Genomic DNA, 25982 nt, shown 5'->3' with positions numbered 1-25982 from the left:
CAGCCTCGTCCATAGAATGCGCGCTTCAGTTGTTCAGCGCCCGTAGCTCAGTTGGATAGAGTACCTGGCTACGAACCAGGTGGTCGGAGGTTCGAATCCTTCCGGGCGCGCCATATTAGGAAAAAAAGGACCAGTAACTTGGCGTTGCTGGTCCTTTTTTCGTTCTGGGCCTTGAAGGCGAAAAGCCATAGGCTCAAGGTTGGACCCGCTTCCACCATCAGGTTCCGATCAGCTCCCAAATTGCCTCCATGAGTCGATCATGCAGAGCCTCCACTTCGGCCAAACGCTTCCGGGCCAGGTGATCGTCACCCTTCTGTATGAGCATGATCAGTTCACAGCCCAGTTGATGCACTTGTTCGTGCAGGGTCAGTACCACCGGGCAGGTATCTCCCCTACCATCCTGACTCGCCAACCAACGACCAAAGTGGCATTGTTGCGGTGACAGTTCGGGTGGATGCGGGTTTGTCTCGTGCGCGTAAGATTTTAACGCGTTCATCCAGGCACGATGGGCAACCATGCCGAACAGCACGGGCAGCAGGGTATCGGGGATCGCGGAGGTTCCACTCCAACTGGCATGGGGCTGCCACCGTGCATGCCATCGCGTCATCTCTTCTGAAGGCATGGGTTTTGCTATGGCATAGCCTTGGCCGATTTTGCAGCCCAGTTGCAACAGCATTTGGCCGTGAACCTCGGTCTCAACGCCTTCGGCGACCACACCACGCTGGAAGCTCTCGGCCAGGCCGATCACCCCATGTAGAATGGCTAGATCATCCGGATCATCCAGCATGTCGCGCACAAAGCTTTGATCAATCTTGAGGGTCTCTACCGGCAATCGCTTCAGATAGGTCAACGAAGAGTAGCCGGTGCCGAAATCATCCAGCGAGAAGCTGACACCAAACCCACGACATTCCCTGATCAGGCTCGAAATGTGGGCAATATCCCGCAGGGCGCTGGTCTCGATGACCTCCAGTTCCATGTCACCCGGTTGCACGGCAGGGTAGCGGGCCAGTGCGGCGCGCAGCTTGGCAACAAAATCGGATTGGGTTAGTTGCAGCGCATCCACATTGACGCTGACCGTCAGGGCATGCCCCTGCTCACGCCATTGGCTGATCTGCGCCAGCGCCGCCTCGATCACCCAGTCGCCCAGCCCCACCATCAGCGGGTGGCCCGCCAGCTGCGGCAGAAAGTCGACAGGTGGTAGCAAACCCCGCTCCGGGTGCTGCCACCGGATCAGAGCCTCGGCACCCAACAAAACGCCAGTCTCCATGGCCACCTTTGGCTGATAGAAGAGCACGAATTCATTGTTCTCCAATCCCTGGCGGATCGCCTCCAGCGCCTCGTGCCGATCGCGTTGGTAGCGATCATGTTCCACATCGAACAGGTGGTAACGATTCCCGCCGGCGAGCTTGGCCTGGTACATCGCCTGATCCGCCTGGCGCAGTAGCTGGTCGGCATCAATCGGTTCGGCCTGGGGATAGAGACTGACCCCCAGGCTGGCGCAGACCTGCAGGCTGTGCTCCCCATCACTCACCGGACAGGACGCGGCGTTGAGCAAGCGCCGCAGCAGCGGTCTTGCGGACTCGACATCGGGTAGATCCAGCAATACCGCAACGAACTCGTCCCCCCCCAAACGGGCCAGGGTATCTCCATCACGCAGGGATGCCTGCAGCTTTTCGGCCAAGGCGACCAGTAGACGATCCCCCGCATCATGGCCGTAGTGATCATTGACCCTCTTGAAGCTGTCCAGGTCGATATAGACCAGCGCCAGCTGCTGTCGACGCCGTGCCATCAGGGCCATCGCCTGCTGCAGACGGTCCGCCAGTAAGACCCGGTTGGGTAGACCGGTGAGCGCGTCGAAGTGAGCCATGTGCTCCAGTTGCCGCTGCTGCTCCTTGAGCTGCGTGATGTCGGAAAACAGCCCGACGTAGCGCTGTATCGTGCCGTCGGCATCGCGCACCGCACTGATGGTCAGCATCTCGGCGTAGGAGTCGCCGTCTTTGTGACAGTTCCAGATCTCGCCGGTCCAGCTGCCCTCGTCCTGCAGCGCCCGCCACATCTCGGCGTAGAAGGCTTTACCTTGCCTGCCGGACTTGAGCAAGCGCGGATTCTGCCCCAACACCTCATGCCGCTCGTAACCAGTGATGCGGGTGAAGGCAGCGTTGACGTCGATGATGTCGGCTTGAGGGGTCGTGATCAGGATCCCCTCGTTAGCGTAATGGAATACGTTGGCGGCCTGCCTCAACTGTTTCTCCGCCGCGCTGCGCTGGATCTCGGAGGCCACACGATCGACGAATAACCCCAGCAGGGACAGGGCCAGGCCGCGCACTTGCTCCGTCAGCGGCTGCCGGCCCAACGTGAGCAGGACCCCCAGGGTTCGATCCTGCTTGTCGATCAGTTTGTGGCCGACGCACGCCTCGACGCCGATTTCCTTGAGCAGAGGGTCATCGGGGAACAGGGACTGGCTGTCCTCCGGATAGCAGACGGCCCCCTCCTTGATGACATTTGCACAGAGCGTCCCCGGTAGGTCGTACTGGAAGGGCGTGAGCAAATGGCCATCGGTCCATCCGGCAAACGCCTCCAACCGGTGCTGTTCCGCCTCCAGAAGGCCCACAAAGGCGATGTCGGTGCCCAGTGCCTCGCACAGCAGGCGGCAGGCGTGGCCGAAGAACTCGTCACCCCCCAGCCGGGCCAACTCGCGATTGAGAGTGGAGAGAACCTGTTCGAACTGCTTGCGCCTGGTGATGTCGCGCATCACCCCCACTGCGTGCCAGCGGCCATTGATCTGTAGCGCCGACATGGACAACTCTATCTGCACTTCGCGCCCGTCACCATGCAAGGCTTCAAGCTCTGTCAAGGTTCTGAGTACGGGACTGGGACCCGCCTGGACAAAATCTGCGTAACCGCGAGCGATCGCTTCACGGTGACGCTCTGGCGCGAGGGCCTCGTGAACGGTCCGCCCGATCAAGGCCTCCGGCGAGAACCCAAGAGTGGTTTCGAACGCCGGGTTGCAGTACACCAGTTTGCCTCTGTCGTCGGACATGAAGATAGGGTCCGGCGAGGCTTCGGTGACCGCGCGCAGCATGGCTTCCGACTCCTGTAGTCGTTGCTCCGCCTGGCGCCGTTGTGTCACTTCCTGGTAGGCGCCCGCGACACGGACAATGCGCCCGTTAAAATCACGTATCGGCTGCGCTACCGTACGCACCCAGACGCGCTTCCCAGAGGCGCTCAGGATCTCAAGTTCCTCGTCATACGGCATCCCGTTCCGGGCACACGCCTCAAACAGTTCGGCGATGCGCTCACGGTACTCGGGGGCGTAGTACCTGATGCCTTCCTTGACCGAAACCGTCGAACCGGGCGGCATATCATGGATACGACAAGCCTCGTCCGACAAGTACACCCTATCGGTTTCCAGATCAACCACCCAGCCGCCGATTTTCGCAACCGACGCGGCCATGCTCATAAGCCGCGTATTGTCCTCGAGCTGGCGTTTGATCGAGGCCAGGTAAAAAGCGCGCTTGGTGAGCCACCACACGCATACCGCCATCCCCAAGAGGATCAGGAGATTGAACCCAGCCGTACGTCTCAGGTTTTCCAATACCTGCGCCCGAAGGTAGCGAAGGTCGGAATAGACCGTCAGTTTTCCAATATGACGCTGATCCCCTTCATGGTCATACAGCAACGCAAAATCAAACGACTCGAGGTCCCCAGGATCTTCCATCGTCCTCAGAAGCGGCTGGTACTCCCCCAGGACATATTCGTAGACGGATACCGCATCGATGTACGGCAGCCGGACCAGTCCCCCGGAAATCAGGTTCAACTGCTGCTGTTCGAAGAAAAAAACTGCGGCGGCGGTTGGGTCGAGATAGCTTTTCTCTACCGACTGCAAGGTCTGATCACGATCCTTTACTCCCTGCTGATAAAAGACGTAGGCCTGAAACACCAGAATGAGCATCGTTACAACGGTACTCATCAGGATGATGAAGCCAAGGTGCTTCGTTCTTGTCCAAGCCATTGGCATGATCTACCGATCTCCCGTGATCTCACTCAGGCGAAACACATCTTTGCCGTGATGGAAACGGGAATATCGGCGAAAATCGATCGAATCGAAACTACATATCCAGGCCCGAATGTCTTCCGCCGTGAAGCGATCGGCAACGATCGGCGCGGATAGCAGCACAGAGCTTGAGTCGCTGACAGGATCAAGCCCATGCAGGTGATCATGCAAATCGATCATCACCTGAGCCCACAGCAAACTGGTACCGGCGACGGTTGCCACCAGTTCGCCTTTGAGCACGGCATCAATGCCAGCATGTGATAGATCCAATCCACCGGTCAGCACTACCGGACCATCATCGGCCGGATCATTGTCGATTGCTTCAGCGGCACCGATCGCCAACTGGTCACTGGCCGCCCACAGCACAGAAATCTCGGGATAGCGGCGCAAGATCTGGCTGGCCATCCTGCGTCCCTCCTCCGGAGACCATTGGGTGTAGACCATCTGCACCAACCGGACATCCGGATGTTCGTCCACTGCTCGGCGCAGCCCGGCTTCACGCTGAATGGATCCGTACCAGGACCTGGACCCATTGATGCCCGCCACCTGAATCGTGTCAGCCTTCCCTGCATTTGCCTCCCGGGCGGCGGCGATCAGTTCCTGCGCCAGGAGATAGCCTTTCCGCTCTTCGTCTTCATGGAAATAACCAGCCCAGTACGTATAGTCCCGGCCAGGTATTTTCCCGATTTCTGCCAGTTCTTCAGGAAAAAGCGGGCCGTTCAGGAAAAAGGGGATTCCCATTTTCTCGGCTGCCCTCATCAACCGGCTCGCCTGTCCAAACTCAACCGAGAAGATGGCCGCATCCGGCAGAGGCTCTGTCGTCAGCCGCCTCACTCCAGCCGACACTGTCGCAAAGCGATCCAGAACACTAAACTCATGAATCTCAAGGTCGATCTCAAGATCAGCGGCGACGGCGTGTAGCACCGCATGGATCTCTGGCCAATAGGTATTATCCGCCGTGGTTGGGGTAAAGACCGCAATACGGAGTCTCGAAGACTCAGGGGCATTATTGCCGACGATAACGGCAACCGGGGGAGTCTCCACGCGCGGTGGATCTGCATGACTTGCCAGAACGTACCCCAAGGCAGCATTAAAAATAAAACCGAAAATCAATAAGCACGCTACCGCAAATACAGTGCGCCTGAATGCGAGTCTCTGCAATGCCAGCAGACAAGACATGAGGATGAATCCTCTTTGATGCCGGGTTATGGCACACATTGCGGGTTCCGGAGAAACGCTGGCAACGCGCCAGTGCCGGACTTCACCCGCGCCATCGACCAGACCCCAGGAGCATCACTATAACTTTTTCGCTTTATCCCCTTCTACAAGGATCGTAAATCGAGCACACGAGAATCCCATTATCGAGATGGGTCAGTGTCTCTGCTCAAAGAGGAAGATCCGATTGAGCGGCCTTGCTCTGGCAGGCCTGGACAGCCTTCACCAGTGGGTCGTCATCGGCGGGCGCGTGGCCCCAGCTATTCATGTGGATCAGTTGCTCCAGCGGTAGTCTGGGACGCCAGCCGGCGGTTTCCAGTTCCGGTCGGTCGTGGAACTGATTGACGCGACCAATGCAGAGATAGGCCACGGGGACGATATCCTCGGGTAGATTAAGCACCCGCTTGATGTCCTCGGGCCGGAAAATGCTCACCCAGCCCACGCCCAACCCTTCACTGCGAGCGGCCAGCCACAGGTTCTGTACTGCACAGACGACGCTGTAGAGATCCATGCGATGATCGTGGGTACGGCCGATCACGACGGGGCCGGCGCGATCCCGGTCGCAGGTGATGCACAGGTTGACGGGGGCGTCCAGGATGCCTTCCAGTCGCAGGCTGCGGTAGATTTGCCGACGTTCGCCCTCGAACATCTCCGCTGCTTCTTCGTTGGCGAGGCTGAAGGCCTCGTGGACCCTGCGCTTCACGTCCGGATCCTTGACCACCACGAAACTCCAGGGCTGCATGAAACCCACCGAAGGGGCGAAGTGAGCGGCGGTGAGGATGCGTGCCAACATGTCGTCGGGTATCGGGGTGGAGAGGAACTGCCCCCGCACGTCCCTTCGACAGAGGATATTGCGATAGATGGCTATGCGCTCCGCCTCGCTGAAGCGGTGAGTATCGGGTATTGGTGGATCATTCTCGGTCATCATCTAGCCGCTCGACTTTATTCTTTATTTTTTCCGGAACGCAAAAAAAAGCCTTTACCACCGAGTGGTAAAAGCTTTTTTATCGCCGGACGGGCCCTGATGCCGGGCGGGACGCAGATTAACTGCCATCCCGCCCGGGATGCGCGGGCATCAGACGCTTTCAAGCCAAGGCTTGATTTGCCGGCTTACGCCTGCGCCACGACCTGCTCGGTCTTGTCAACCAGAGAGGCGCTGTGCATCCAGTTGAAGCGCTCGGTGCTCAGCAGGATGAAGTGAATCAGAAGAGCCAGCACGGCCAGGAAAGTGAACAGGGCAACCAACGCTCTGCGAGGATCGAACAGCAGCCAAGTACGCCACATATTGAAATCTCCTATATCGGAAAGAAACTGCTACTACTGCTTCACTTAAGGCACGGCTTGAGACTTGATTCGCCCTTGCAGGCGACAAGTCTTACCAAGCCACACCCCAGGGACGCCACATCCAGGCCAGAACGTGGGCAACGGCGGCAACCGCCAGAAAACCCATCATGCTGGTCATGAAGACACCATGAAACTCCATGGCTTCATCTTCGCTGAGCCCCGAGAGCGAACCTTTCGTTTCATCAACCATTTGAATTTCCTCTAAATAAGTCTTACTGGAAATAGCGCGCTGACTCAACGCGGTCACGTATGACGCTGCAAACGTTACACTACGACAAGTGCCGAGTTCCTGATCCAGCACAGGTAAATTCCTAAAAACGGGTTCCGCGGCGCTTTTCACGGAACTTCATCCAACGGGCGCGAGACGCGACTCACCCGTAATCGGGCCCTCCGGCGTAGGGCAAGTTGGCCATCTCTACCAGATCACGATTGAAGGTGGTCAGGTCGTCCTGCCCAAGATCCGCCAAGCGTGCCCTGCCGGCCGCACGCGCCAGCACCTGCATCAGCTGCACGGAGGCCAGCAGGAAGCGGGCAAGCCCGACGCCCCCCTGTTCCGGGTCCAGTCGCTGACGCAACTCCGGATCCTGGGTTGCGATGCCCGTCGGGCAGCGGTTGGTGTGGCAGATGCGCGCGCCGACACAGCCCACCGCCTGAATCGCACTGTTGCCCAATGCAATGCCATCGGCACCCAACGCCAGGGCCTTGACGAAGTCCGCCGGCGTGCGCAGCCCTCCAGTGATGATCAGTGTGACTCGTCCGCTCGCACCGCGCGTGTTCAGGTAACGCCGCGCCCGTGCCAGCGCCGGAATGGTCGGCACGCCGATATGATCCCTGAGCAGGGCCGGCGCGGCGCCGGTTCCACCACCACGACCATCCAGGATCACGTAATCGGCACCCGCCTCCAGGGCAAAACCCAGATCCCGCTCGATGTGGTTTGCGGAAAGCTTGAAGCCGACCGGAATTCCGCCGGTTCGCTCGCGGATCGAATCCGCAAAGCGCCTGAAATCGGCGGGTGTTTCAAGGTCCGGGATCACCGGAGGAGATAACGAATCCCGACCAACCTCAATACCTCGCACCTCGGCGATCTCTTTCGAGACCTTGGCACCGGGAAGCACGCCGCCGACACCGGTTTTCGCACCCTGACCACCCTTGAAATGGAACGCCTGCACCTTTTCCAACAATGCCTCGGAGTAGCCGTAGCGGGCCGGTCCCAGTTCAAAGAGGTAGCGCGAGTTCTCGGCCTGCTCTTCCGGCAGCATCCCGCCTTCCCCGGAACAGATGCCGGTGCCGGCCCGTTCGGCGCCCCGCGCCAGCGCGATCTTGGCCTCCCGGGACAACGAACCAAAGCTCATGTCCGTGACCAGCAGGGGCATCTCCAGACGCAGGGGACGACGGGCCTCCGGGCCGATCACCAGTTCGCTGGCCACATCCACGTCGCCGGTCAGCGGCCGACGCGCGAACTGCGCGGTGAGGATCTGGATATCGTCCCAGGATGGTATACGATCGCGCGGCACGCCCATTGCAACCGTGGGACCCATGGCCCCAACCTCTTCCAGTCCACCTCGGGCGAGAGCATGGATGAATTCCACATGGGGTTCGGTCTTGGTGTTGCGCGGCGCGGGAGCGGCGTCATCTTCGGTATCTTCCACCTCACCGCCCACGCCGTCGAATTCCTGTCCAATCGCGCTTTCCGGCACCTTCCCATGGCTGCCGTCGCAGTAGGGAAGATCACCCGACTGCTTGCACATGCACAGCCAATTCTCACCATCATCACGGGGCTGGAACGAGATCGGCTCGATACCGGTACCCTGGTGCGACCCATCGCAGAAGGGTTGATCCCTGGAACGCCCGCAACGACAAAAGTCATACCTCTTGCCCTTTTCAAGGGTGATGCCCACCGGTTCCACGGCCGCCACAATAGGTTTCGTCATCATTTCCCCCTCAAAGTTGCTTCGCGCCAAGCGCGTACTTTTTTCCAATCAGCAACCCGAGTATAGGAAACGAGATGACGACGGCCGCCACCCTCTCCCACGGGGGAGAGGGGCTTTCCGGAGGATGTCAACTCATTCCGGTTCAAGCATACGCGGGGGCAAAGGCCTTTTCCGGATCCGTGACCGGGCCGTCCACGCCCCAGTACGGGGACATCTTGCGCAGTCTGGCCACGATGTCCGGCATGACGTCGATCACCCGGTCGATCTCGGCCCGGGTGTTGTAGCGGGAAAGGGAAAACCGCACCGAACCATGGGCCGCGGTGTAGGGAATCCCCATGGCCCGCATGACGTGGGAGGGTTCCAGGGAACCGGAGGTGCAGGCGGAGCCGCTGGACGCGGCGATCCCCGCCTGATTCAGCAGCAACAGGATGGACTCCCCTTCAATGTACTCAAAGGCCATGTTCAAGGTGTTGGGCAGCCGATTGTCCTGGTCCCCCATCACCAGGGCATGGGGAATGCGTGCCGCCAGGCCCGCCTGCAGATGGTCCCGCAGGGCGCGGACTTCAGTGTTTTCATGCTCCATGTGGGTCATGGCCAGCTCGGCGGCCTTGCCCAGGGCAACGATGCCGGCGCTGTTTTCGGTGCCGGCCCGCCGTCCCCGTTCCTGATGGCCGCCCCTGAGCAAAGGCCGAAAGCGCAGGCCCCGGCGCAGGTAGAGCACGCCGATGCCCTTGGGGGCGTGGAGCTTGTGACCGGACAGGGAAAGCATGTCGATGGCGGAGGACTTCAGGTCGATGGGCAGCTTGCCCACCACCTGCACCGCGTCGGTGTGAAACATTACACCCGCTTCCCGTGCCATCCGGGCCATGGTCTCCACCGGGAACAGGGTGCCGGTCTCGTTGTTGGCCCACATCACCGTCACCAGGGCCACCTGATCCGACAGCAGGGCGGCGTAGTGGTCCAGGTCCAGTCGTCCCCTGCCATCCACCGGCAACCGATGGATGGTGTAACCCTCCTTCTCCAGCTGTTCGCACACGGTGAGGATGGCCGGGTGTTCCACCACGGTGGTGATGATCTCCCGGCGCTGGGGCTGGGCCTTCACCGCCGAGAGGATGGCGGTGGAGTCGGACTCGGTGCCGCAGGAGGTGAACACGATCTCCGAATCGTGCGCCGCCCCCAGCAGGGTCTGCACCTGGCCCCGGGCCTGCTTGATGGCGTGCCCCACCCGGTTGCCGAAGCTGTGGATGGAAGACGGGTTGCCGAACTGCTCGGTGAAGAAGGGCAGCATGGCCTCCACCACCGCAGGGTCCACCCGGGTGGTGGCGTTGTTGTCCAGATAGATGGGTTCCATGATCATTCCTCCATCGCCATGACCCGCACCGACATCCTGGGCATGATGCGAACCGTGTTGCCGCGGCGGGCCTCGGGCTGGGCGGTGACATGGTTTTCCGGGTCGAAGGCCTCGCCCCGTTCTGCCAGCACCCGCACCAGGATCTCCTCAATGCCTTCGTGGCAGGCACTGCAACCGCCGCCGGCCTTGGTGTAGAAGGTCACGTCCTGGACCGTGCGCAGGCCGTTCTCGCGGATGGTCTGCTCCACCTTGACGGCATCCACGGCAAAGCACTTGCAGACCAGGGCACCTTCTTCGTGGTCATCCTTCCAGACCTCGCCGCGATAGTTGGCAACGGCCGCTTCCAGGGCCTCCCGTCCCATGACGGAGCAGTGCATCTTCTCCGGCGGCAGGCCGTCCAGGAAGTCGGCGATGTCCTCGTTGGTCACTTCCAGGGCCTCGTCCAGGGTCATGCCCTTGATGAGTTCGGTCAGGGCGGAGCTGGAGGCGATGGCGGAACCGCAGCCGAAGGTCTGGAAACCGGCATCCAGGATCACCTGGGTCTCAGAGTCCACCTTCAGGGTGAGGCGAAGGGCATCCCCGCAGGACAGGGAACCCACCTCGCCGATGGCATTGGCCCCTTCGACCGCGCCGGCGTTGCGGGGGTTGAAGAAGTGCTCTTTGACCTTTTCGGAATAGTCCCACATGGCTTCTGTCCTCCGGGATTCTAGGGTTCAGCTCGCCAGGGCGGCGGGGGCATGGGTATGGCAGTTCTTGGGACAGACCTTGGCGCAGGCCTGGCAGCCGATGCAGTCCATGGCGTCCAGCAGGCGCATGACCATGGAGGCATCGTCATCGAAATCGTCGTCGTCATCGTCGATTTCCCGTTCCACCAGTTCAAAGCAGTTGCGGGTACAGACCTTGTAGCAGCGGCCGCAGCCGATGCAGTTTTCTTCCTTGAGTTCGGTGATGAAGGCCGGTATCCAGGGGGTCCCGCCCCGGGTGAGGCCGGTGATGTGGGTCATGGGTGTCGCCTCTTCTCTATGTATGTTTTTTGTCTCCCTTCTCCCCCAGGGGGAGAAGGGCCGGGGATGAGGGCTTGCTTGTTACATCCCCGCCACGTCCGGGTGATCGCCGACGATGTTCAGGGCCACCGACAGGAGCTTGTCCGCCTCGGTCTTCATCTTCGACAGGCTGTCGAAACCGAAGCGATGAACATCACGCAGGGTCTTGTCCACCACCAGCAGCTTGCCCACGGAAATGATCACGCGGCCAAAACCCTCCCCGTTCAGGCTGAGCATGACCGTGGCCATGCGGCCGCATTCCTTCTCGATCAGCACCGCGACGGCGTTGTAGAACGCATTCACCCGTGCCAGGGTGGCCCGGTCCATGTCGGCGACCAGGGGGATCTCCTTGCGCTTTTCCGGGGTGATGACGAATTGGGACAGCAGCGCTTCGTCGGATTGCCCATCCCGGGTTCCGAAGGTGTCCAGGGCCCGCATCTGGCGAACCATCTCCTTCATGAAATCAGTTTCCAGAATGGGATCAGCGGTGGTGTTGCTCATGGATGTCTTCCCCAAATGTCCACAGGTTGATGGATCAGGCTTCTTCTTCCCATGGCTCGGCGGCCATGGCGTCAAACCGGTCCGGGTCCGAACGTCCCTGCTGCATGGCCTTGGCCAGCCAGGGCGGCGGACAACCGTCCCGAATCACGTCCTGAAGCTCGCCCAGCAGCGGACCGATGCGGGTCCCGTGGGCCACCTTCAGGGGTTGTACCCCCAGGGCCAGGAGCTGCTTCACCGCCGAGGCGCCCGCCGCTTCGCAGTACACGGCGGCACAGCCTTGCAGGGCATCGAACTTGGCCATCAGCTTGTCCTCATGGCCGTCCCGGGCCTGCATGCCGAACTGCACGGCCTCCACCAGTGCACTGCCCTCGCTTTCCAGGCGGTAGATGGCCAGGCACTGGGCGGACCCGAAATGCTGGTCCACCCGCTTGAGGTCCGTACTGGCAAAGGCAATCAGAACCGGGGCTGGCGATGACATGACGGCGGTCTCAGTGACAGGCGGCGTAACCACCTGCAGGCGACGCTGAAGTCCCATGGCGAGGACCCTCCGGAAGGTCGGTGTCGGGGGAACGGTCGTAGATGGAGCGGTAGGGGGTCACGCCGTGGTGGGACGCCACCCGCAGGTTGGCCAGATCGAACAGGGCCTGCTGGGCACCCCCATAACCGATCCAGGTCCGCTGGAAGCCGCCCAGCCAGTCGTACTGGGGGAACCCGGCCCGCAGCAGGGGGATGCCCAGCCGCTGGGCCGAGGCCACCCCATGGGCATTGGCAATGAGCAGTTCCGCTCCCTGCTCCCGGGCCATGGCCTCCAGATCTTCCAGGTCGCCGATCTTGATGGTGCGTACTGAAAGGCGATCCAGTACCGGCGCCTTGACGGGCACGGCGGCGGCCACCACCTCGCTGCCAACTTCCCGCAGCAGGGCCGAAAACCCCGCCAGCAGGTCCGCTTCGCCGGCCACGGCAATGCGTGCCAGTCCCATCATGAAATGGGTGTCGAGCATGGCGTCCTGCAGACGGGCGCGCTGGCGGCGCAGCCGGACCGGCACCGGCCGGCCGCTGAGCCGGGACAGGGTCAGCAGCAGTTCATCCGTGGCATCCATGCCCATCAGGCCGTCAAAACGCAGATCCGGCACGCCGGTACGGGCCTTGAGCAGGTCCGCCGCCGTCGCCATGGAGGCACCCACCACCAGGGTGGCCTGGGCATTCCCCAGCGTAGCCAGTGCGGACAGGGGCGTGCCGCCGGTGGTCAGGGCGGACAGACGGGCCTCGTCCAGATGACCATCCAGGGAGGCGGACAGATCCGGCAGGACCACCGGTTCCAGGTCGAACGCCTCGATGATCTCCTTGAGATGGTCCACGTCGCCCGGGGTCAGGCTTGACCCGACCAGCACGTTGAGCTGCCGGGGCCGACTGCCGGGGACCGTCCCGGCCGCCTTCGCCTCGGGCACCAGGGTATCGATGAGGGCGGTCACCGCCAGGGCAAAGCCGGTCTCCGCCGAGCCGCAATAATCCGGGGTGTTCACCGGCACCACCGCCACCTGGGCAAACTCGGGATGCTGCATCCGGAACTCCCGCACCACCCGATGGATGTCGGCCCCTTCCGTTTCCGACAGTCCGGTGGTGACGATGCCGATCAGGGCCGGCGCGGACTTGTTGCAAATGGTGGCCAGGCCTTCCACCAGGGCCTCGTCGGCGCCCATGACCGCGCTCACCTGATCCATGGCGGTGGTCTGCAGGGGGATGGGTTCCCGGAAGTGGCGCACCAGAAACACCTTGGCAAAGGCGGTACAGCCCTGGGCGCCATGGAACATGGGCATGGTCCGATCCATGCCCAGGAACGCCAGGGCACCCCCCAGGGGCTGGCTGGCCTTGAGGGGGCTGACGGACAGGGCCTTGTTGCGCTTGAGGATTTCAGGCATGTCAGCGGACCTCCGAGGTGGCGGGCATGCCGTCGGCATCCCAGGGGGCGGGTTCGCGGACCCGGGGCCAGATGGGGCTTTCCAGGGTGATGGCCAGCTGACGGGCCAGTTCCAGCATCCCCTCGTAACCGGCGTAAGCGTGTTCCCGTTCCTGGTTGATGTCCAGGAAGGGCATGCGGGCCTTGAGGGCGGTATAGAGGTTGCGGCCGCCGGCGATGAGCATGTCGGCCCGGGTTTCTTCATAGATGCGCAGCAGGTTGGCGGGACTGCCGTCCTCGATCATGACCGCGTCCTCCCCCATCAGCTGGCGAATGCGGGCCTTGTCGGCATCCGTGGACTTGCGGGTGCCGGTGGCCACCACGGTCATGCCCAGATCCTGCAGGGCGGATACCACCGACCAGGACTTGACGCCACCGGTGTAGAGCAGCACCCGCTTGCCCCGCAGGCGGTCCCGCCAGGGTTCCAGGGCGGCATGAATGCGGGATTCTTCTCGGGCGATGAGGTCCTCGGTGCGCCGGGTCAGATCCGGATCATCGATCAGGCAGGCAAAATCCCGCAGGGCCTGGGACATGTCCTGCACGCCGTAGAAGCTGCCCTCGAACCAGGGGGTGCCGTAGCGCTCTTCCAGCTTTCTGGCCACGTTGATCATGGCCTTGGAGCAGACCAGCATGTTGGCCTGGCTGCGGTGCATGGACTGGATCTGGTGGAAGCGGGCGTCCCCGGACAGGGTGCAGAGGATGCGCAGGCCCAGCTCGTCGAACAGGGGCAGCACGTGCCAGAACTCACCGGCGATGTTGTATTCGGCGATGAGGTTGACCTGATGGACCCGGATGCCGGGGCGTGTCGCGGACGCCGGGATGGGGTCCGGCTCCCGGGTACCCACCACCTTCTTCACCATGGTCTCGCCGGCGATGCGATTGCCCAGGTTCTTGGAGCCGTAGAAACCGGCGGCATCCACGTGCACCACCGGTACCCCGAAGCGTTCCTGGGCGGCCTTGCAGACGGCATCCACGTCATCGCCGATGAGGGCGGTGACGCAGGTGTTGTAGACGAACACCGCCGGAGGTTGGTGGGCCTCCACCGCTTGGCGGATGGCGTGGAACAGGCGCTTTTCGGAGCGGCCCATGATCACGTCCTGTTCGGTAAGGTCGGTGGTCATGCCCAGACGGAACAGGTCCGGCCCGCCGGAGGAGCGGGTACCCCGGTTGTCCCAGGTGTTGCCGGCGCAGGCGATGGGGCCGTGGACGATATGGGCCACGTCGGCCACCGGCAGCAGGGCGATCTGGGCGCCGTCGAAGGCGCAGCCGCCGGCGGTGGCGCCGGGCTTGGGCCGGGTGCAGCCGCCCTTGGGCTTGTGGGTGTTGTGGGCACAGGCCGGTTCGTCCAGCAGTGCCTTGATGTCCTGTGCCTTCATGCCTTGCCTCCGCGTTTGGCGCGTTGTTGATGTGATGAAATGCAAGGAGCGGGCCAGGCTGAATAATGGCGTCAAGCCATTGTTTATTTAAGACTTTCAGGAACGGAGGGATTGTTGCGAATGTGACAATGGTGGGAGGATTGGAGCAAGGGTGTCATTGCGGAGGATGGGTCGCCCCTCATCCCCGGCCCTTCTCCCCCGGGGGGGGGGGGAGAAGGGCGTCATCAAATCTTTCAGGCTTCCACCCCGGCACGGAATTTCTCCAGCGTCGGCGGTTGGCGCCCCATGGATTTGGCCAGCCAGGGCGGGGGCGCGCCCTTGAGGACACCCTGCAACTGGGTGATGACCTCCGAGGCCACGCTGCCCCGGGGAAACTTCACCGGATGGACACCGGCGCGGATCACCTTGGCGGCGGCGGGACCACCAATGCCCTGGACATACAGCACCTGGCAGTCATTCACCATGGCGGCGCGGGCGGCGTTGCGGTCGTCGGTCAGGTCGGCGGTTTCCGTCTCGCGGATGTCCACCAGGCGGGATTCAGTGGCGGATACCTGATAGACCAGGAATCGCAGACAGGAGCCGAAATGCCCGTCCAGCTTTTCCCCGGTATTGGAGGCCATGGCGATGCGCACGGAATCCGGCATGTCACCGGGCACGTAGTCCTTGATGGCGGGCAATCCGGGCTCCACGTCCCGTTCCCCACCGAGATAGCGGACGGCCATTTCCAGGGCCTCGTCGCCGGGTCCGCCCTCCTCCCCCGATTCCGACTTGGGACGCTTGAGGGCCTGGCGCAGATCCGCCACGGTGAGCCTGGCCAGGCCGTCCTCCCGGATGGGGGCATCCACCTTCTCGATGATGGCCTCGATCAGGCGCGGTAACTGCACCCCGGGCAGGACCCGGCTCGCCAGAGCGATGCGCAGGGCGCATTCACGGTTGAGGATGTCGGGTGACATGAGGATCTCCTGATGGTGTCGGTATCTGGCGCATTCATTGGCCCGGTTCACCATCACAGGCGCTTGACGCGCAGGGTGATGGGCAGCCGGGGCGCCGCGTCCATGGGCTCCAGGTAGTAGCGGGAACCATCCGCCAGGGTCAGTTCCCCGCCCCAGCGGTCGGGGCCTTCGTGTTCCATGGAGACGATCATCTCCTCCAGATCCTTCTTGGGAACATAGAGGGTCAGGCCCCCGGCTTCGGTCTTGTTGATCATGACGCTGGGCATGATGGTGTACTCTCCGGCGAAGTGAGCCCCTCTCCCCCAGGGGGGAGAGGGGTTGGAGTGGGGGCGCGGGTGGATCAGCGAACCAGATCGTAGTTGTAGTCCGTCTCGCCCATGATGCGGGTCTCTTCGTCCAGACGCTCCAGCACCGCGTTCACCAGGGTGGTGAGGATGTACATACCGCCCTCATAGCCCAGGGTGGTCATGCGGTGCAGATGGTGGCGGTCGAAGATGGGGAAACCGATCCGCACCAGCGGTACCTCAAACTCCTTGCCCTTGGCCAGCGTGTCGCGCTGGATGAACTTGCCGTAGGAGTTGCCGATCAAAAAGTCCGGCTTGTCGGTGAACACCAGGGAACGCAGGTGCCACAGGTCCCGGTTGATGTGCACTTCGCTGCGGGCGCCGTAGGGGCTCTCGGAGAGGATCTTCTCCATCGCCTTCTTCCAGCGCTTGTTGGCATGGTGCACCAGGATGTGCCTGGGCTCGGCGCCCAGTTCCATCAGGAACTTGGCCATGCCCATGACGAAGTCCGCATCCCCGTACAGGGCGTAGGTCTTGCCGTGCAGCCAGGTGTGGGAGTCGGTGATCATGTCCACCAGACGGCCCCGTTCCTTTTCCAGGGAGGCGGGGATCGGCTGGCCGGTGATCTCCGAAACCTTCATCAGGAACTCGTCGGTCCACTCCACACCCATGGGGATGTTCAGCTTGGGCACTTCATGGTTCCAGGTGCCCTGCACGAACTTCTTGGTCTTTTCCAGTTGCCAGGGCTGCAGCAGGATGGTGTCCCGGGCGTTGGGGGCATCCTTGAGCTCTTCCTGGGTGGTGCCGCCGGCATACATGCGGTACTCACCGTCGGCCGGGGTATCCAGCACCTCTTCCGGGTCGCACAGCAGGGTGGCGTCCACGCCCATTTCCTTCATCATGCGCTTCATCACCCGGTAGTTGCCCAGGTAAGTCTCGAAACCCGGCACCAGGTTGAGCTTGCCGTTCTTGCCGGGCTCCTTGCCTTCCATGTCGTTGACGGTGAAGTAGCGGATGGTGCCCTCGAACATGTTGTCCCAGCCGGTGGTATGGCTGCCCACGAAGGACGGTGTGTGGGCATAGGGCGTGGGGAAGTCCTCGGGGATGTAGCCTTCCTTGCGGGCGTTGCCGATGAAGGCATTGAGGTCGTCACCGATGACCTCGGCCATGCAGGTGGTGGAGATGGAGATCATGGCCGGCTTGTACAGGGCCTTGGCGTTCTGCAGGCCTTCCATGATGTTCTTCTGCCCGCCGAACACGGCGGCATCTTCGGTCATGGAGTCGGAGACGCAGGCGATGGGCTCGCGGAAATGACGGTTGAAGTAGGTGCGGAAATAGGCCACGCAACCCTGGGAACCGTGCACGTAAGGCAGGGTGTTCTCAAAACCCAGGGAGCACAGCACCGAACCCAGGGGCTGGCAGGCCTTGGCCGGGTCCACGGTCAGGGCCTCGCGCTGGAAGTTCAGTTCCTTGTACTCTTCCGTGGTGGTCCACTGAAAGACTTCCTGCACCTTTTCGGGGCTGTGGGCCTCCTCGGCGACGGCCCGCTTGCGGGCCAGGACTTCCTGATACTCCTCGCTCTGGAACAGGGGGTAGCAGGGCTTGATGTTGTCTGCGTTCTGGCTCATGGTGATTTCTCCTGCCGCGCCACCAATCTGTGGACGAACGGTCTGGAATGACATCTGTCGGTGGCCGTGACGCCGGTTGCGGCGGCGCCACGGTCAGTTTCAGGCGGCCTTGGCAGCCGCTGCGGCCTTCTTCCACGGGGCCTGAAGCTTGTCCCAGCAGGGATTGTTCAGGGTCATGTCCATGTCCCGGGCGAAGATGGCAAAGCCGTCATAGCCGTGGTAGGGACCGGAGTAATCCCAGGAGTGCATCTGCCGGAAGGGAATGCCCATCTTCTGGAAGATGTATTTCTCCTTGATCCCGGAACCCACCAGGTCGGGCCGTACCCGCTTGACGAATTCCTCCAGCTCGTAGCCGGTGACGTCGTCGTACAGCAGGGTGCCTTCACCCAGGTCCTTGATGGTGCGGTCGTAGTCGTCGTTGTGGGCGAACTCGTAACCGGCACCCACCACTTCCATGCCCAGGTCCTCGTAGGCGCCCACCACGTGACGGGGGCGCAGGCCACCCACGTAGAGCATCACCTTCTTGCCTTCCAGGCGCGGACGGTACTTCTCGATGATTGCGTTCATCTCGGGGGTGTACTTGGCAATCACCCGCTCCGCCCCTTCCTGGATCTTCTCGTCGAACAGCGCGGCAATCTTGCGCAGGCTCTCGGCGATCTTGGTGGGACCGAAGAAGTTGTATTCCATCCACGGGATCCCGTACTTCTCTTCCATGTGGCGGGCCAGGTAGTTCATGGAGCGATAGCAGTGCAGCAGGTTCACCTTGGCCTTGGGGGCCAGTTCCAGCTCGGAAATGGTGCCGTCGCCGGACCACTGGGCCACCACCCGCAGACCCATTTCCTCCAGCAGGATGCGGGAGGCCCAGGCGTCGCCGCCGATGTTGTAGTCGCCGGTCAGGGCCACGTCGTAGGGGGTGGATTCGAAGCTGGCATCGTCATCGCGGTTGGGCAGCACCCAGTCGCGGATGGCATCGTTGGCGATGTGGTGACCCAGGGACTGGGACACGCCACGGAAACCCTCGCAGCGCAGCGGCACCACCGGCTTGTCCAGTTCCTTGGCCTTCTTCTTGGAGACGGACTCGATGTCGTCACCGATCAGGCCCACCGGACACTCGGACTGGATGCTGATGCCCTTATGCAGGGGAAACAGGGTCTGGATCTCGTCGATGAGCTTTTCCAACTTCTTGTCGCCGCCGAAGACGATGTCCTTCTCCTGGAAGTCCGAGGTGAAGTTCATGGTGCCGAAGGCGTTGATGCCGGTGTGGCCGGTGTAGTAGTTGCGGCGACCGGCGCGGGAATACTGGCCGCAGCCGACGGGGCCGTGGGAAATATGGACCATGTCCTTGATGGGGCCCCAGACCACGCCCTTGGAACCGGCGTAGGCACAACCGCGGATGGTCATCACCCCGGGCACCGACTTACGGTTGGAGACGATGCACTTCTTGGCCTGTTCGACATTGGGGTCACTGACGGCCAGGTGCTTGGCACGGTCCTTCCGGGCCTTCTCCGGATAGACCTCGAGGACTTCCTGGATCAGGGCCTCGGCTTCTTCGCGTTTCATTGCGCACATTGCGATTTGCTCCTCTTGCGCCGCCACTTATCCGTGGACACGCGCCAGGTGGAATGCTCATGAACACGCCGCGTTGCGGCGCGCCTGCCAGCGGAAGGCCCCCCTCGGGGCACCTCCCTTCCGGCCCAGCCCCTTATACGGTGGCTTCTTCTTCCGCGGTCTTGCCGACGATGCTCTCGTCTTCCGCGTCGAGGATGCCGAACTCCATCAACAGGTCTTCCAGTTCATCCATGGTGCAGGGGGTGGGGACCACGAACAGCTTGTTGTCGATGACCTTGCGGGCCAGGGCCCGGTATTCGTCGGCCTGCTTGGCCTTGGGGTCGTACTCGATCACGGTCATGCGGCGGATTTCGGCCCGCTGCACCACGTTGTCGCGGGGCACGAAGTGGATCATCTGGGTGCCCAGCTTTTCGGCCAGGGCGATGATCAGCTCGTCTTCGCGGTCGGTGTTGCGGCTGTTGCAGATCAGGCCGGCCAGACGGACGCTGCCGGAGCTGGCATACTTCACGATGCCCTTGGCGATGTTGTTGGCCGCGAACATGGCCATCATCTCGCCGGAGACCACGATGTAGATCTCCTGGGCCTTGTTTTCGCGGATGGGCATGGCGAAACCACCGCAGACCACGTCGCCGAGCACGTCGTAGAAGACGAAGTCCAGGTCTTCTTCATAGGCGCCTTCCTCTTCCAGGAAGTTGATGGCGGTGATGACGCCGCGACCGGCGCAACCCACGCCCGGCTCGGGACCGCCGGACTCGACGCACTTGATGCCGGCATAACCGGTCTTGAGCACGTCTTCCAGTTCCAGGTCTTCCACGCTGCCGGCATCGGCGGCCATCTGCATGATGGTTTCCTGGGCCTTGGCGTGCAGGATCAGACGGGTGGAGTCGGCCTTGGGGTCGCAGCCGACGATCATGATCTTCTTGCCGGCCTCGGCCAGGGCCGCGACCAGGTTCTGGGTGGTGGTGGACTTGCCGATACCACCTTTACCGTAGATTGCACATTGACGAAGGGCCATGGCTTTGTTCTCCTCTGCCTGACTGTTGCGATTGGGTGTGCGTGCAACCTGTATTCAGCAATCCCCGTGCCAGACCGAAAATAAATACATAAACCACTGTTTAATAAAATAAAAATAATCATCAGACCGTCCAACACCGGACGTGAGATACACGACAAAGACCCCGGTTCTGTATGGATAACGACACCCCGCCCCCCCCTTCCCTGCCCGCCGCGGCCCGCCTGCCCATCAATCGATGCAATCTGCCCGCGGTGATCCTGGGCAGTCTCACCTTTCAGGACCACCCCGCCCCGCTGGAGCTGGACGGGGTCCGGGCACTGCACGGGGATTTGTGGCGTCATCTGGACGGGCTGGACGAGCCGGCGGTCCGCATCCATGACTTCATGGCCTACATGCGGGGTCATTTCTGCCTGGATGATCCGGCGGCCTGCGGGCTGGCGGAGGGGGAAGCCGGCGGACGGGGACGGGCGGACTACCTGCGCACCCTCCGGGGCTGGTGGTTCAACCCGGACGGCCGGGAGGCGGCGGTCCTCAAGGGCTGGGCGGAATCCCGTTTCGGACTGATCACCCGTTTTCACCGCGAACCCCTGCCGGATGCGGAGTCACTGGCCTATGGGCGGTTCATGCAGGAACGGGCGGGCGGGGTCTACAACACCAACGCCCTGGAATCACAGCTGGACCTGCTGTACTCCTATACCCAGTACGAGCTGCGACGGCGGGCACCCGAGCGCACCCATCTCACCCTGTACCGGGGCGTGAACCGGCTGGCGGACCACGAGGTGCTGGCCCATCTGCCCGGTGGCGAAGCCCTGGTGCTGTTGAATAACGTGAATGCCTTCAGCGCGGTGCGGGAACGGGCGGACGAGTTCGGGGACTACATCCTGACGGTGAAGGTGCCGACGGCCAAGGTCTGCTGCTTCCAGGACCTGTTGCCGGGGGTACTGCAGGGCGAGGGAGAGCACCTGGTGATCGGCGGGGTGTATCGGGTGAAGGTGAGCCTGATATAAAGCCCCTCAGGGCTTTTGTGTCGGCCTGCGGTACCAGAACCAGGTGAGGCGGCGGGAGCGTAGGGCAAAGGGCACCAGCAGCACCGTCGCCGTCACCAGAAAGTGCTGCCAGGGAGAAAACCACTGGGCCTTGCGCCCCGAGGTCCGCACCGTCGGTTCCGGCAGCACGCGAAACCGCTGCCCGCGGCGGCGCCCCCAGCGCTTGAGGCGGCGGGACAGGAACACCTCCTCCCCCGCATAGACCTTTTCACTGAAGCCGCCCACGGCCTGGAAGGCCTCCCGGGTGCAGAAGACATAGCACCCGGCCACCAGCCCCAGTCTCAGGGACAGCCAGTTCCAGAACCGGCTCCCCAGACGATAGAACCCGTACTCCAGGTGGTCGAACTCCAGCCGGGCACCCCCGGCGCAGACCTCCCCCGAGGCCAGGGCGTCCAGGCTGGCCCGCAGCAGCGCCCGGGACGGCCAGGTATCGGCATCCACGAAGATCAGCCAATGCCCCCGCGCCACTTTGGCCCCCGCATTGCGGGCGCGGGCGATACGACGCACCGGCTCATGCACCACGACGGCACCTGCCGCCCGGGCGATGTCGGGGGTGTCGTCGTCGGAATCGTTGTCGACGACGATGATTTCATACGACTCCGGCAGGCCGTCACAGGCCTGCCGGAGGTTGTCCAGGGTGCGCCCCAGCAGCTCGGCCTCGTTCCAGGCGGGAATGACGAGGGAGACCTGGGGGGCGGCCTTCGGCATCAGCCCACCCAGACCCGGGCATTTCTGAACATCCGCAACCACGGGCCGTCCTCGGCCCAGTCACGGGGATGCCAGGAATACTGCACGGTGCGGAACACCCGCTCCGGGTGGGGCATCATGATGGTCACCCGGCCATCCTCCGTGGTCAGCCCGGTGATGCCCAGGGGCGAACCGTTGGGGTTGGCCGGATAGCGCCGGGCCGGCTCGCCCCGATTGTCCACATAGCGCAGGGACACCAGCCCCGAGTCCATCACCCCTTCGGCCGAGTCGCCGCCGAAGTCCGCCCTGCCCTCGCCGTGGGCCACGGCGATGGGCAACCGGGAGCCTTCCATGCCCCTGAGCAGCACCGAGGGGCTGGGCATCACTTCCACCAGGGACAGGCGGGCCTCGAACTGCTCCGAGCGGTTGCGCTCGAAACGGGGCCAGTGTCCGGCACCGGGAATCAGGTCCTTGAGCTGGGACAGCATCTGGCAGCCGTTGCACACCCCCAGGGAGAAGGTGTCCGGCCGGTGGAAGAAGGTCTGGAAGGCCTCCCGCAGGCGGGGGTTGAACAGGATGGAACGGGCCCAGCCGCCACCGGCGCCCAGCACGTCGCCGTAAGAGAAACCGCCGCAGGCCACCAGGCCGCGGAAGTCCGCCAGATCCACCCGACCCTCGATGAGGTCGGTCATGTGCACGTCCACGGCGGCAAAGCCGGACAGGTGGAAGGCCGCGGCCATCTCCACCTGACCGTTCACCCCCTGCTCCCGCAGGATCGCCACCCGGGGACGGGTACCGGTCTGGATGAACGGCAGGGCCGGGTCCTCGGACGGGTCAAAGCCCAGCACCGGGGACAGGCCGGGGTCGCCGTCGTCGGCCAGCGCCTCGAAGGCCTCCCGGGCGCAGTCGGGATCATCCCGCAGGGCCTGCATGCGGTAACTGGTTTCGGCCCAGCACTGGTACAGCTCGCCGCGGGGGGCCTGGAACAGGATGTCGTGGCCCCGACGCAGGACGATGGCCTGGTCGTCGTTGAGGGTGCCGATGACGTGGCTATGATGGCCCAGACCGGCGCCATGGAGTACCGCCAGCACGTCTTCCACGGCGTCATGATGCACCTGCACCACCGCACCCAGCTCCTCGCAGAACAGGGCGGCGTGGTCGTCCTCGCCCAGGTCATCCAGATGGACGGTGACGCCGGTGCGGCCGGCAAAGGCCATCTCGCACAGGGTAGCCAGCAGCCCGCCGTCGGAGCGGTCGTGATAGGCCAGCAGGTAGCCCTCCCGATTGAGTTCCTGAATCGCGGCGAAGAAGCGCTTGAGCATGTCCGGATCATCCAGATCCGGGGCATGATGCCCCACCTGGCCGAACACCTGGGCCAGGGCGGAACCGGCCAGACGGCGCTGGCCCTTGCCCAGGTCGATGAGGATCAGGTCGGTATCGCCCTGGTCGGTGACCAGCGCCGGCGTGAGGGTGTTGCGCACGTCGCTCACCGGGGCAAAGGCGGAGATGATCAGGGACAGGGGCGCGGTCATCACCCGCTCCTCGCCGTCCTGTTGCCAGACCGTGCGCATGGACAGGGAGTCCTTGCCCACCGGAATGGCAATGCCCAGGCGGGGGCACAGTTCCTCTCCCACGGCCCTGACGGTGTCGAACAGGGCCGCGTCCTCCCCCGGATGACCCGCCGCGGCCATCCAGTTGGCGGAGAGGCGGATCAGGGACAGGTCGTCCACCGCCGCCGCGGCCATGTTGGTGATGGCCTCGCCGATGGCCAGGCGGCCGGAAGCGGCGGGATGCACCAGGGCGATGGGGGTCCGTTCCCCCATGGCCATGGCTTCGCCGGTGTAAGACCAGTAATCGCTGGCGGTGACCGCCACGTCCGCCACCGGTACCTGCCAGGGGCCGACCATCTGATCCCGGGTCACGAGCCCGGTCACGGTGCGGTCGCCAATGGTGATGAGGAAGGACTTGGAGGCCACGGCGGGCAGACGCAGTACTCGGCGCACGGCCTCGCCCAGATCCATGACCGAGGTATCCACCTCCGGTTTCTGGAAACTGCGATGATGCACGTCCCGAAGCATCTTCGGGGGCTTGCCCAGCAGCACTTCCATGGGCAGGTCCACGGGGTGATTGGCGAACAGGGCATCGCCCACCAATAGACGCTGTTCGGCGGTGGCCGTGCCCACCACGGCAAAGGGCGCCCGCTCCCGTTCGCACAGGGCGGTGAAGGCCTCCAGGCGGCGGGCGTCGATGGCCAGGACGTAACGTTCCTGGGCCTCGTTGCACCAGATCTCCATGGGGGACAGGCCCGGCTCGTCGGAGGGCACGGTGCGCAGCTCGATGCTGCCACCGCGGCCGGCGTCATTGAGGATCTCGGGGATGGCATTGGACAGGCCACCGGCCCCCACGTCATGGATGGAGAGGATGGGGTTATCCGCGCCCAGGGCGGTACAGCGGTCGATGACCTCCTGGCAGCGGCGCTCGATCTCCGGATTGCCCCGCTGCACGGAGGCGAAATCCAGTTCCAGGGCGCTCTCGCCACTGGCCATGGAGGAGGCGGCGCCGCCGCCCAGGCCGATGAGCATGGCCGGGCCGCCCAGCACCACCACGGGGGTGCCTTCCGGCAGGGCCAGCTTCTCCACGTGCTCGGCGCGAATGCTGCCGACGCCGCCGGCGATCATGATGGGCTTGTGATAGCCCTTGAGTTCCGGTTCTCCCGCGCCGGGCACCAGGGCCTCGTAGGTGCGGAAATAGCCCGCCAGGGCGGGACGGCCGAATTCATTGTTGAAGGCGGCGGCGCCGATGGGGCCGTCCAGCATGATCTGGCGAGCGGATTCGATGCGCTCGGGCTTGCCGAAGTCCTGTTCCCAGGGCTGCTCGAAACCGGGGATGCGCAGGTTGGACACCGAGAACCCGGTGAGTCCCGCCTTGGGCTTGGACCCCCGGCCGGTAGCGCCCTCGTCGCGGATCTCGCCGCCGGAACCGGTGGCGGCACCGGGGAACGGGGAGATGGCGGTGGGGTGGTTGTGGGTCTCCACCTTCATGATGATGGGCAGGTCCAGCGGTTGATCCCGGTATTCACCGCTCACAGGGTCCGGGGTCAGGCGTCGGGCCTTGTGGCCCTGGATCACCGAAGCGTTGTCCCGGTAGGCGGAGAGGATGCCTTCAGGGGCATGGGCATGGGTGTTGCGGATCATGGCAAACAGGGATTTTTCCTGGGGCTTGCCGTCGATCACCCAGTCCGCGTTGAAGATCTTGTGGCGGCAGTGCTCCGAATTGGCCTGGGCAAACATCATCAGTTCCACGTCGGAGGGATCCCGGCCCAGGGCCTCGTAGGCATCGGCCAGGTAGTCGATCTCGTCCTGGGTCAGGGCCAGGCCCAGTTCCCCGTTCACCCGGGCCAGGACGCCATGGGGGTCGTCCCCCAGGGGGATCGTCCGCAGCGGTGCCGGCGCCGCGTTGGAGAACAGGGCCACCGCCTCGTCCCGTTCATGGAGGACGGTTTCGGTCATGCGGTCATGCAACAGGGGCAGGATGCGTGCCAGGGCATCGGCGTTCAGGGGGGTGTCGCTGTCGATCCACCAGGCGGTGCCCCGCTCGATGCGCCTGACCACGCCGTCCAGGCCGCAGTTGCGGGCGATGTCGGTGGCCTTGCTGGACCAGGGGGAGATGGTGCCGATGCGGGGGACCACCAGGATCAGTCGGCCCCGTCCTGCGTCGGCGGTGCCGCCGCCGTAGGTCAGCAGCTGTTCCAGCACCTGACGATCACGGGCACTCGGTTCCCGCTCCGTCTGCACGAAGTGCTCGAAACGGGCGCTGACGGCGGTAATGGACGGCACCGCTTGGCGCAGGGCCTCCAACAGGCGTTGACGGCGGAAGGTGGAGAGGGAAGGACTACCCGGCAGACACAGCATCGATGACCCCGAACTTACGGTGCGTAAAAGGGGCAATGATACTGCAAAGCGGCAAGGGACGGGGACGGAGTTGCGCCGACTTGCCGCCCTTGGCGCGGGCTTCGTATACTCCGGGCC

At 63.3% G+C, this 25982-nt stretch carries 21 protein-coding genes and 1 tRNA gene; 2 read left to right on the top strand and 20 right to left on the bottom strand.

Annotation, left to right across the window (positions count from 1 at the left end; all coding sequences use genetic code 11):
• Positions 1-36 precede the first annotated feature (36 nt).
• Positions 37-113: transfer RNA gene (locus ACLF6L_RS05325), tRNA-Arg, on the top strand.
• A gap of 104 nt (positions 114-217) precedes the next feature.
• Here ACLF6L_RS05325 and ACLF6L_RS05320 read toward each other — a convergent pair.
• The 18 genes from ACLF6L_RS05320 to nifH form a co-directional block, all read right to left on the bottom strand.
• Complete coding sequence (locus ACLF6L_RS05320) at positions 218-4018, bottom strand: EAL domain-containing protein (RefSeq protein ID WP_412852522.1); 3801 nt, start codon at positions 4016-4018, stop codon at positions 218-220.
• 3 nt (positions 4019-4021) lie between these two features.
• On the bottom strand, positions 4022-5233 hold the full coding sequence (locus tag ACLF6L_RS05315) for an ABC transporter substrate-binding protein (RefSeq protein WP_412852521.1): 1212 nt from the start codon (positions 5231-5233) through the stop codon (positions 4022-4024).
• Positions 5234-5438: 205 nt separating this feature from the next.
• Positions 5439-6197 (bottom strand): 5,6-dimethylbenzimidazole synthase, encoded by a 759-nt coding sequence (gene bluB, locus ACLF6L_RS05310; RefSeq protein ID WP_412852520.1) that lies wholly within the window; start codon positions 6195-6197, stop codon positions 5439-5441.
• 182 nt (positions 6198-6379) lie between these two features.
• Entirely contained in the window at positions 6380-6553 is a 174-nt protein-coding gene (pufA, locus tag ACLF6L_RS05305; RefSeq protein WP_238618176.1) for a light-harvesting antenna LH1, alpha subunit, read from the bottom strand.
• A gap of 91 nt (positions 6554-6644) precedes the next feature.
• Complete coding sequence (pufB, locus tag ACLF6L_RS05300; protein WP_338081498.1) at positions 6645-6914, bottom strand: light-harvesting antenna LH1, beta subunit; 270 nt, start codon at positions 6912-6914, stop codon at positions 6645-6647.
• Positions 6915-6984: 70 nt separating this feature from the next.
• On the bottom strand, positions 6985-8544 hold the full coding sequence (locus ACLF6L_RS05295; RefSeq protein WP_238618175.1) for a glutamate synthase-related protein: 1560 nt from the start codon (positions 8542-8544) through the stop codon (positions 6985-6987).
• Positions 8545-8686: 142 nt separating this feature from the next.
• Positions 8687-9895: a cysteine desulfurase NifS gene (gene nifS, locus ACLF6L_RS05290; RefSeq protein WP_238618174.1), complete on the bottom strand. Its 1209-nt coding sequence runs from the start codon at positions 9893-9895 to the stop codon at positions 8687-8689.
• A gap of 2 nt (positions 9896-9897) precedes the next feature.
• Positions 9898-10581, bottom strand: coding sequence for a Fe-S cluster assembly protein NifU (gene nifU, locus ACLF6L_RS05285; protein WP_412852519.1), 684 nt, complete (start codon positions 10579-10581; stop codon positions 9898-9900).
• Between the two features lie 27 nt (positions 10582-10608).
• Positions 10609-10899: a ferredoxin III, nif-specific gene (fdxB, locus tag ACLF6L_RS05280; protein WP_238618172.1), complete on the bottom strand. Its 291-nt coding sequence runs from the start codon at positions 10897-10899 to the stop codon at positions 10609-10611.
• A gap of 81 nt (positions 10900-10980) precedes the next feature.
• Positions 10981-11439 carry a NifX-associated nitrogen fixation protein gene (locus ACLF6L_RS05275; protein ID WP_238618171.1) on the bottom strand — a complete coding sequence of 153 codons (459 nt, stop codon included), beginning with the start codon at positions 11437-11439 and terminating at the stop codon, positions 10981-10983.
• A gap of 34 nt (positions 11440-11473) precedes the next feature.
• Positions 11474-11917, bottom strand: coding sequence for a NifB/NifX family molybdenum-iron cluster-binding protein (locus ACLF6L_RS05270; RefSeq protein WP_008932815.1), 444 nt, complete (start codon positions 11915-11917; stop codon positions 11474-11476).
• Positions 11918-11927: 10 nt separating this feature from the next.
• On the bottom strand, positions 11928-13358 hold the full coding sequence (nifN, locus tag ACLF6L_RS05265; RefSeq protein WP_412852518.1) for a nitrogenase iron-molybdenum cofactor biosynthesis protein NifN: 1431 nt from the start codon (positions 13356-13358) through the stop codon (positions 11928-11930).
• 1 nt (position 13359) lies between these two features.
• Complete coding sequence (nifE, locus tag ACLF6L_RS05260; protein ID WP_238618169.1) at positions 13360-14772, bottom strand: nitrogenase iron-molybdenum cofactor biosynthesis protein NifE; 1413 nt, start codon at positions 14770-14772, stop codon at positions 13360-13362.
• Positions 14773-15005: 233 nt separating this feature from the next.
• Positions 15006-15725 (bottom strand): nitrogen fixation protein NifX, encoded by a 720-nt coding sequence (gene nifX, locus ACLF6L_RS05255; RefSeq protein WP_238618168.1) that lies wholly within the window; start codon positions 15723-15725, stop codon positions 15006-15008.
• Between the two features lie 53 nt (positions 15726-15778).
• Complete coding sequence (nifT, locus tag ACLF6L_RS05250) at positions 15779-15991, bottom strand: putative nitrogen fixation protein NifT (protein ID WP_090203323.1); 213 nt, start codon at positions 15989-15991, stop codon at positions 15779-15781.
• Between the two features lie 74 nt (positions 15992-16065).
• Positions 16066-17637, bottom strand: a complete 1572-nt coding sequence (gene nifK / locus ACLF6L_RS05245) for a nitrogenase molybdenum-iron protein subunit beta (protein WP_238618167.1) — start codon at positions 17635-17637, stop codon at positions 16066-16068.
• Positions 17638-17736: 99 nt separating this feature from the next.
• A complete protein-coding gene (gene nifD / locus ACLF6L_RS05240; protein WP_238618166.1) occupies positions 17737-19206 on the bottom strand; it encodes a nitrogenase molybdenum-iron protein alpha chain in 1470 nt (489 codons plus the stop codon).
• A 133-nt stretch (positions 19207-19339) separates the two neighbouring features.
• The gene (gene nifH, locus ACLF6L_RS05235) at positions 19340-20221 is read right to left on the bottom strand and encodes a nitrogenase iron protein (RefSeq protein WP_200176998.1); all 882 of its coding nucleotides are present in this window, start codon (positions 20219-20221) and stop codon (positions 19340-19342) included.
• 173 nt (positions 20222-20394) lie between these two features.
• Between nifH and ACLF6L_RS05230 the strand changes: the two genes are divergently transcribed.
• Positions 20395-21228: an NAD(+)--dinitrogen-reductase ADP-D-ribosyltransferase gene (locus ACLF6L_RS05230; RefSeq protein ID WP_238618165.1), complete on the top strand. Its 834-nt coding sequence runs from the start codon at positions 20395-20397 to the stop codon at positions 21226-21228.
• A gap of 6 nt (positions 21229-21234) precedes the next feature.
• On the opposite strand, the gene ACLF6L_RS05225 is transcribed toward ACLF6L_RS05230, so the two are convergent.
• Together ACLF6L_RS05225 and purL are read right to left on the bottom strand one after the other, a co-directional pair.
• Positions 21235-21975: a glycosyltransferase gene (locus tag ACLF6L_RS05225; protein WP_412852517.1), complete on the bottom strand. Its 741-nt coding sequence runs from the start codon at positions 21973-21975 to the stop codon at positions 21235-21237.
• On the bottom strand, positions 21975-25865 hold the full coding sequence (gene purL, locus ACLF6L_RS05220) for a phosphoribosylformylglycinamidine synthase (protein ID WP_412852516.1): 3891 nt from the start codon (positions 25863-25865) through the stop codon (positions 21975-21977). Before purL ends, ACLF6L_RS05225 begins: the two co-directional genes overlap by 1 nt.
• Positions 25866-25982 lie beyond the last annotated feature (117 nt).

Source organism: Ectothiorhodospira shaposhnikovii (genome assembly GCF_047222355.1).
In the GTDB taxonomy this organism is placed as follows: Bacteria; Pseudomonadota; Gammaproteobacteria; order Ectothiorhodospirales; family Ectothiorhodospiraceae; genus Ectothiorhodospira.
This window is presented reverse-complemented; position numbering and strand designations above follow the sequence as displayed.

What these genes read in the sequence shown, in the direction of transcription:
- ACLF6L_RS05320 (WP_412852522.1), bottom strand. Translation starts at nt 4,018, where the DNA reads ATGCCAATGGCTTGGACAAGAACGAAGCACCTTGGCTTCATCATCCTG.
- ACLF6L_RS05315 (WP_412852521.1), bottom strand. Translation starts at nt 5,233, where the DNA reads ATGTCTTGTCTGCTGGCATTGCAGAGACTCGCATTCAGGCGCACTGTA.
- bluB (WP_412852520.1), bottom strand. Translation starts at nt 6,197, where the DNA reads ATGATGACCGAGAATGATCCACCAATACCCGATACTCACCGCTTCAGC.
- pufA (WP_238618176.1), bottom strand. Translation starts at nt 6,553, where the DNA reads ATGTGGCGTACTTGGCTGCTGTTCGATCCTCGCAGAGCGTTGGTTGCC.
- ACLF6L_RS05295 (WP_238618175.1), bottom strand. Translation starts at nt 8,544, where the DNA reads ATGACGAAACCTATTGTGGCGGCCGTGGAACCGGTGGGCATCACCCTT.
- nifS (WP_238618174.1), bottom strand. Translation starts at nt 9,895, where the DNA reads ATGGAACCCATCTATCTGGACAACAACGCCACCACCCGGGTGGACCCT.
- nifU (WP_412852519.1), bottom strand. Translation starts at nt 10,581, where the DNA reads ATGTGGGACTATTCCGAAAAGGTCAAAGAGCACTTCTTCAACCCCCGC.
- fdxB (WP_238618172.1), bottom strand. Translation starts at nt 10,899, where the DNA reads ATGACCCACATCACCGGCCTCACCCGGGGCGGGACCCCCTGGATACCG.
- ACLF6L_RS05275 (WP_238618171.1), bottom strand. Translation starts at nt 11,439, where the DNA reads ATGAGCAACACCACCGCTGATCCCATTCTGGAAACTGATTTCATGAAG.
- ACLF6L_RS05270 (WP_008932815.1), bottom strand. Translation starts at nt 11,917, where the DNA reads ATGTCATCGCCAGCCCCGGTTCTGATTGCCTTTGCCAGTACGGACCTC.
- nifN (WP_412852518.1), bottom strand. Translation starts at nt 13,358, where the DNA reads ATGCCTGAAATCCTCAAGCGCAACAAGGCCCTGTCCGTCAGCCCCCTC.
- nifE (WP_238618169.1), bottom strand. Translation starts at nt 14,772, where the DNA reads ATGAAGGCACAGGACATCAAGGCACTGCTGGACGAACCGGCCTGTGCC.
- nifX (WP_238618168.1), bottom strand. Translation starts at nt 15,725, where the DNA reads ATGTCACCCGACATCCTCAACCGTGAATGCGCCCTGCGCATCGCTCTG.
- nifT (WP_090203323.1), bottom strand. Translation starts at nt 15,991, where the DNA reads ATGCCCAGCGTCATGATCAACAAGACCGAAGCCGGGGGCCTGACCCTC.
- nifK (WP_238618167.1), bottom strand. Translation starts at nt 17,637, where the DNA reads ATGAGCCAGAACGCAGACAACATCAAGCCCTGCTACCCCCTGTTCCAG.
- nifD (WP_238618166.1), bottom strand. Translation starts at nt 19,206, where the DNA reads ATGTGCGCAATGAAACGCGAAGAAGCCGAGGCCCTGATCCAGGAAGTC.
- nifH (WP_200176998.1), bottom strand. Translation starts at nt 20,221, where the DNA reads ATGGCCCTTCGTCAATGTGCAATCTACGGTAAAGGTGGTATCGGCAAG.
- ACLF6L_RS05230 (WP_238618165.1), top strand. Translation starts at nt 20,395, where the DNA reads ATGGATAACGACACCCCGCCCCCCCCTTCCCTGCCCGCCGCGGCCCGC.
- ACLF6L_RS05225 (WP_412852517.1), bottom strand. Translation starts at nt 21,975, where the DNA reads ATGCCGAAGGCCGCCCCCCAGGTCTCCCTCGTCATTCCCGCCTGGAAC.
- purL (WP_412852516.1), bottom strand. Translation starts at nt 25,865, where the DNA reads ATGCTGTGTCTGCCGGGTAGTCCTTCCCTCTCCACCTTCCGCCGTCAA.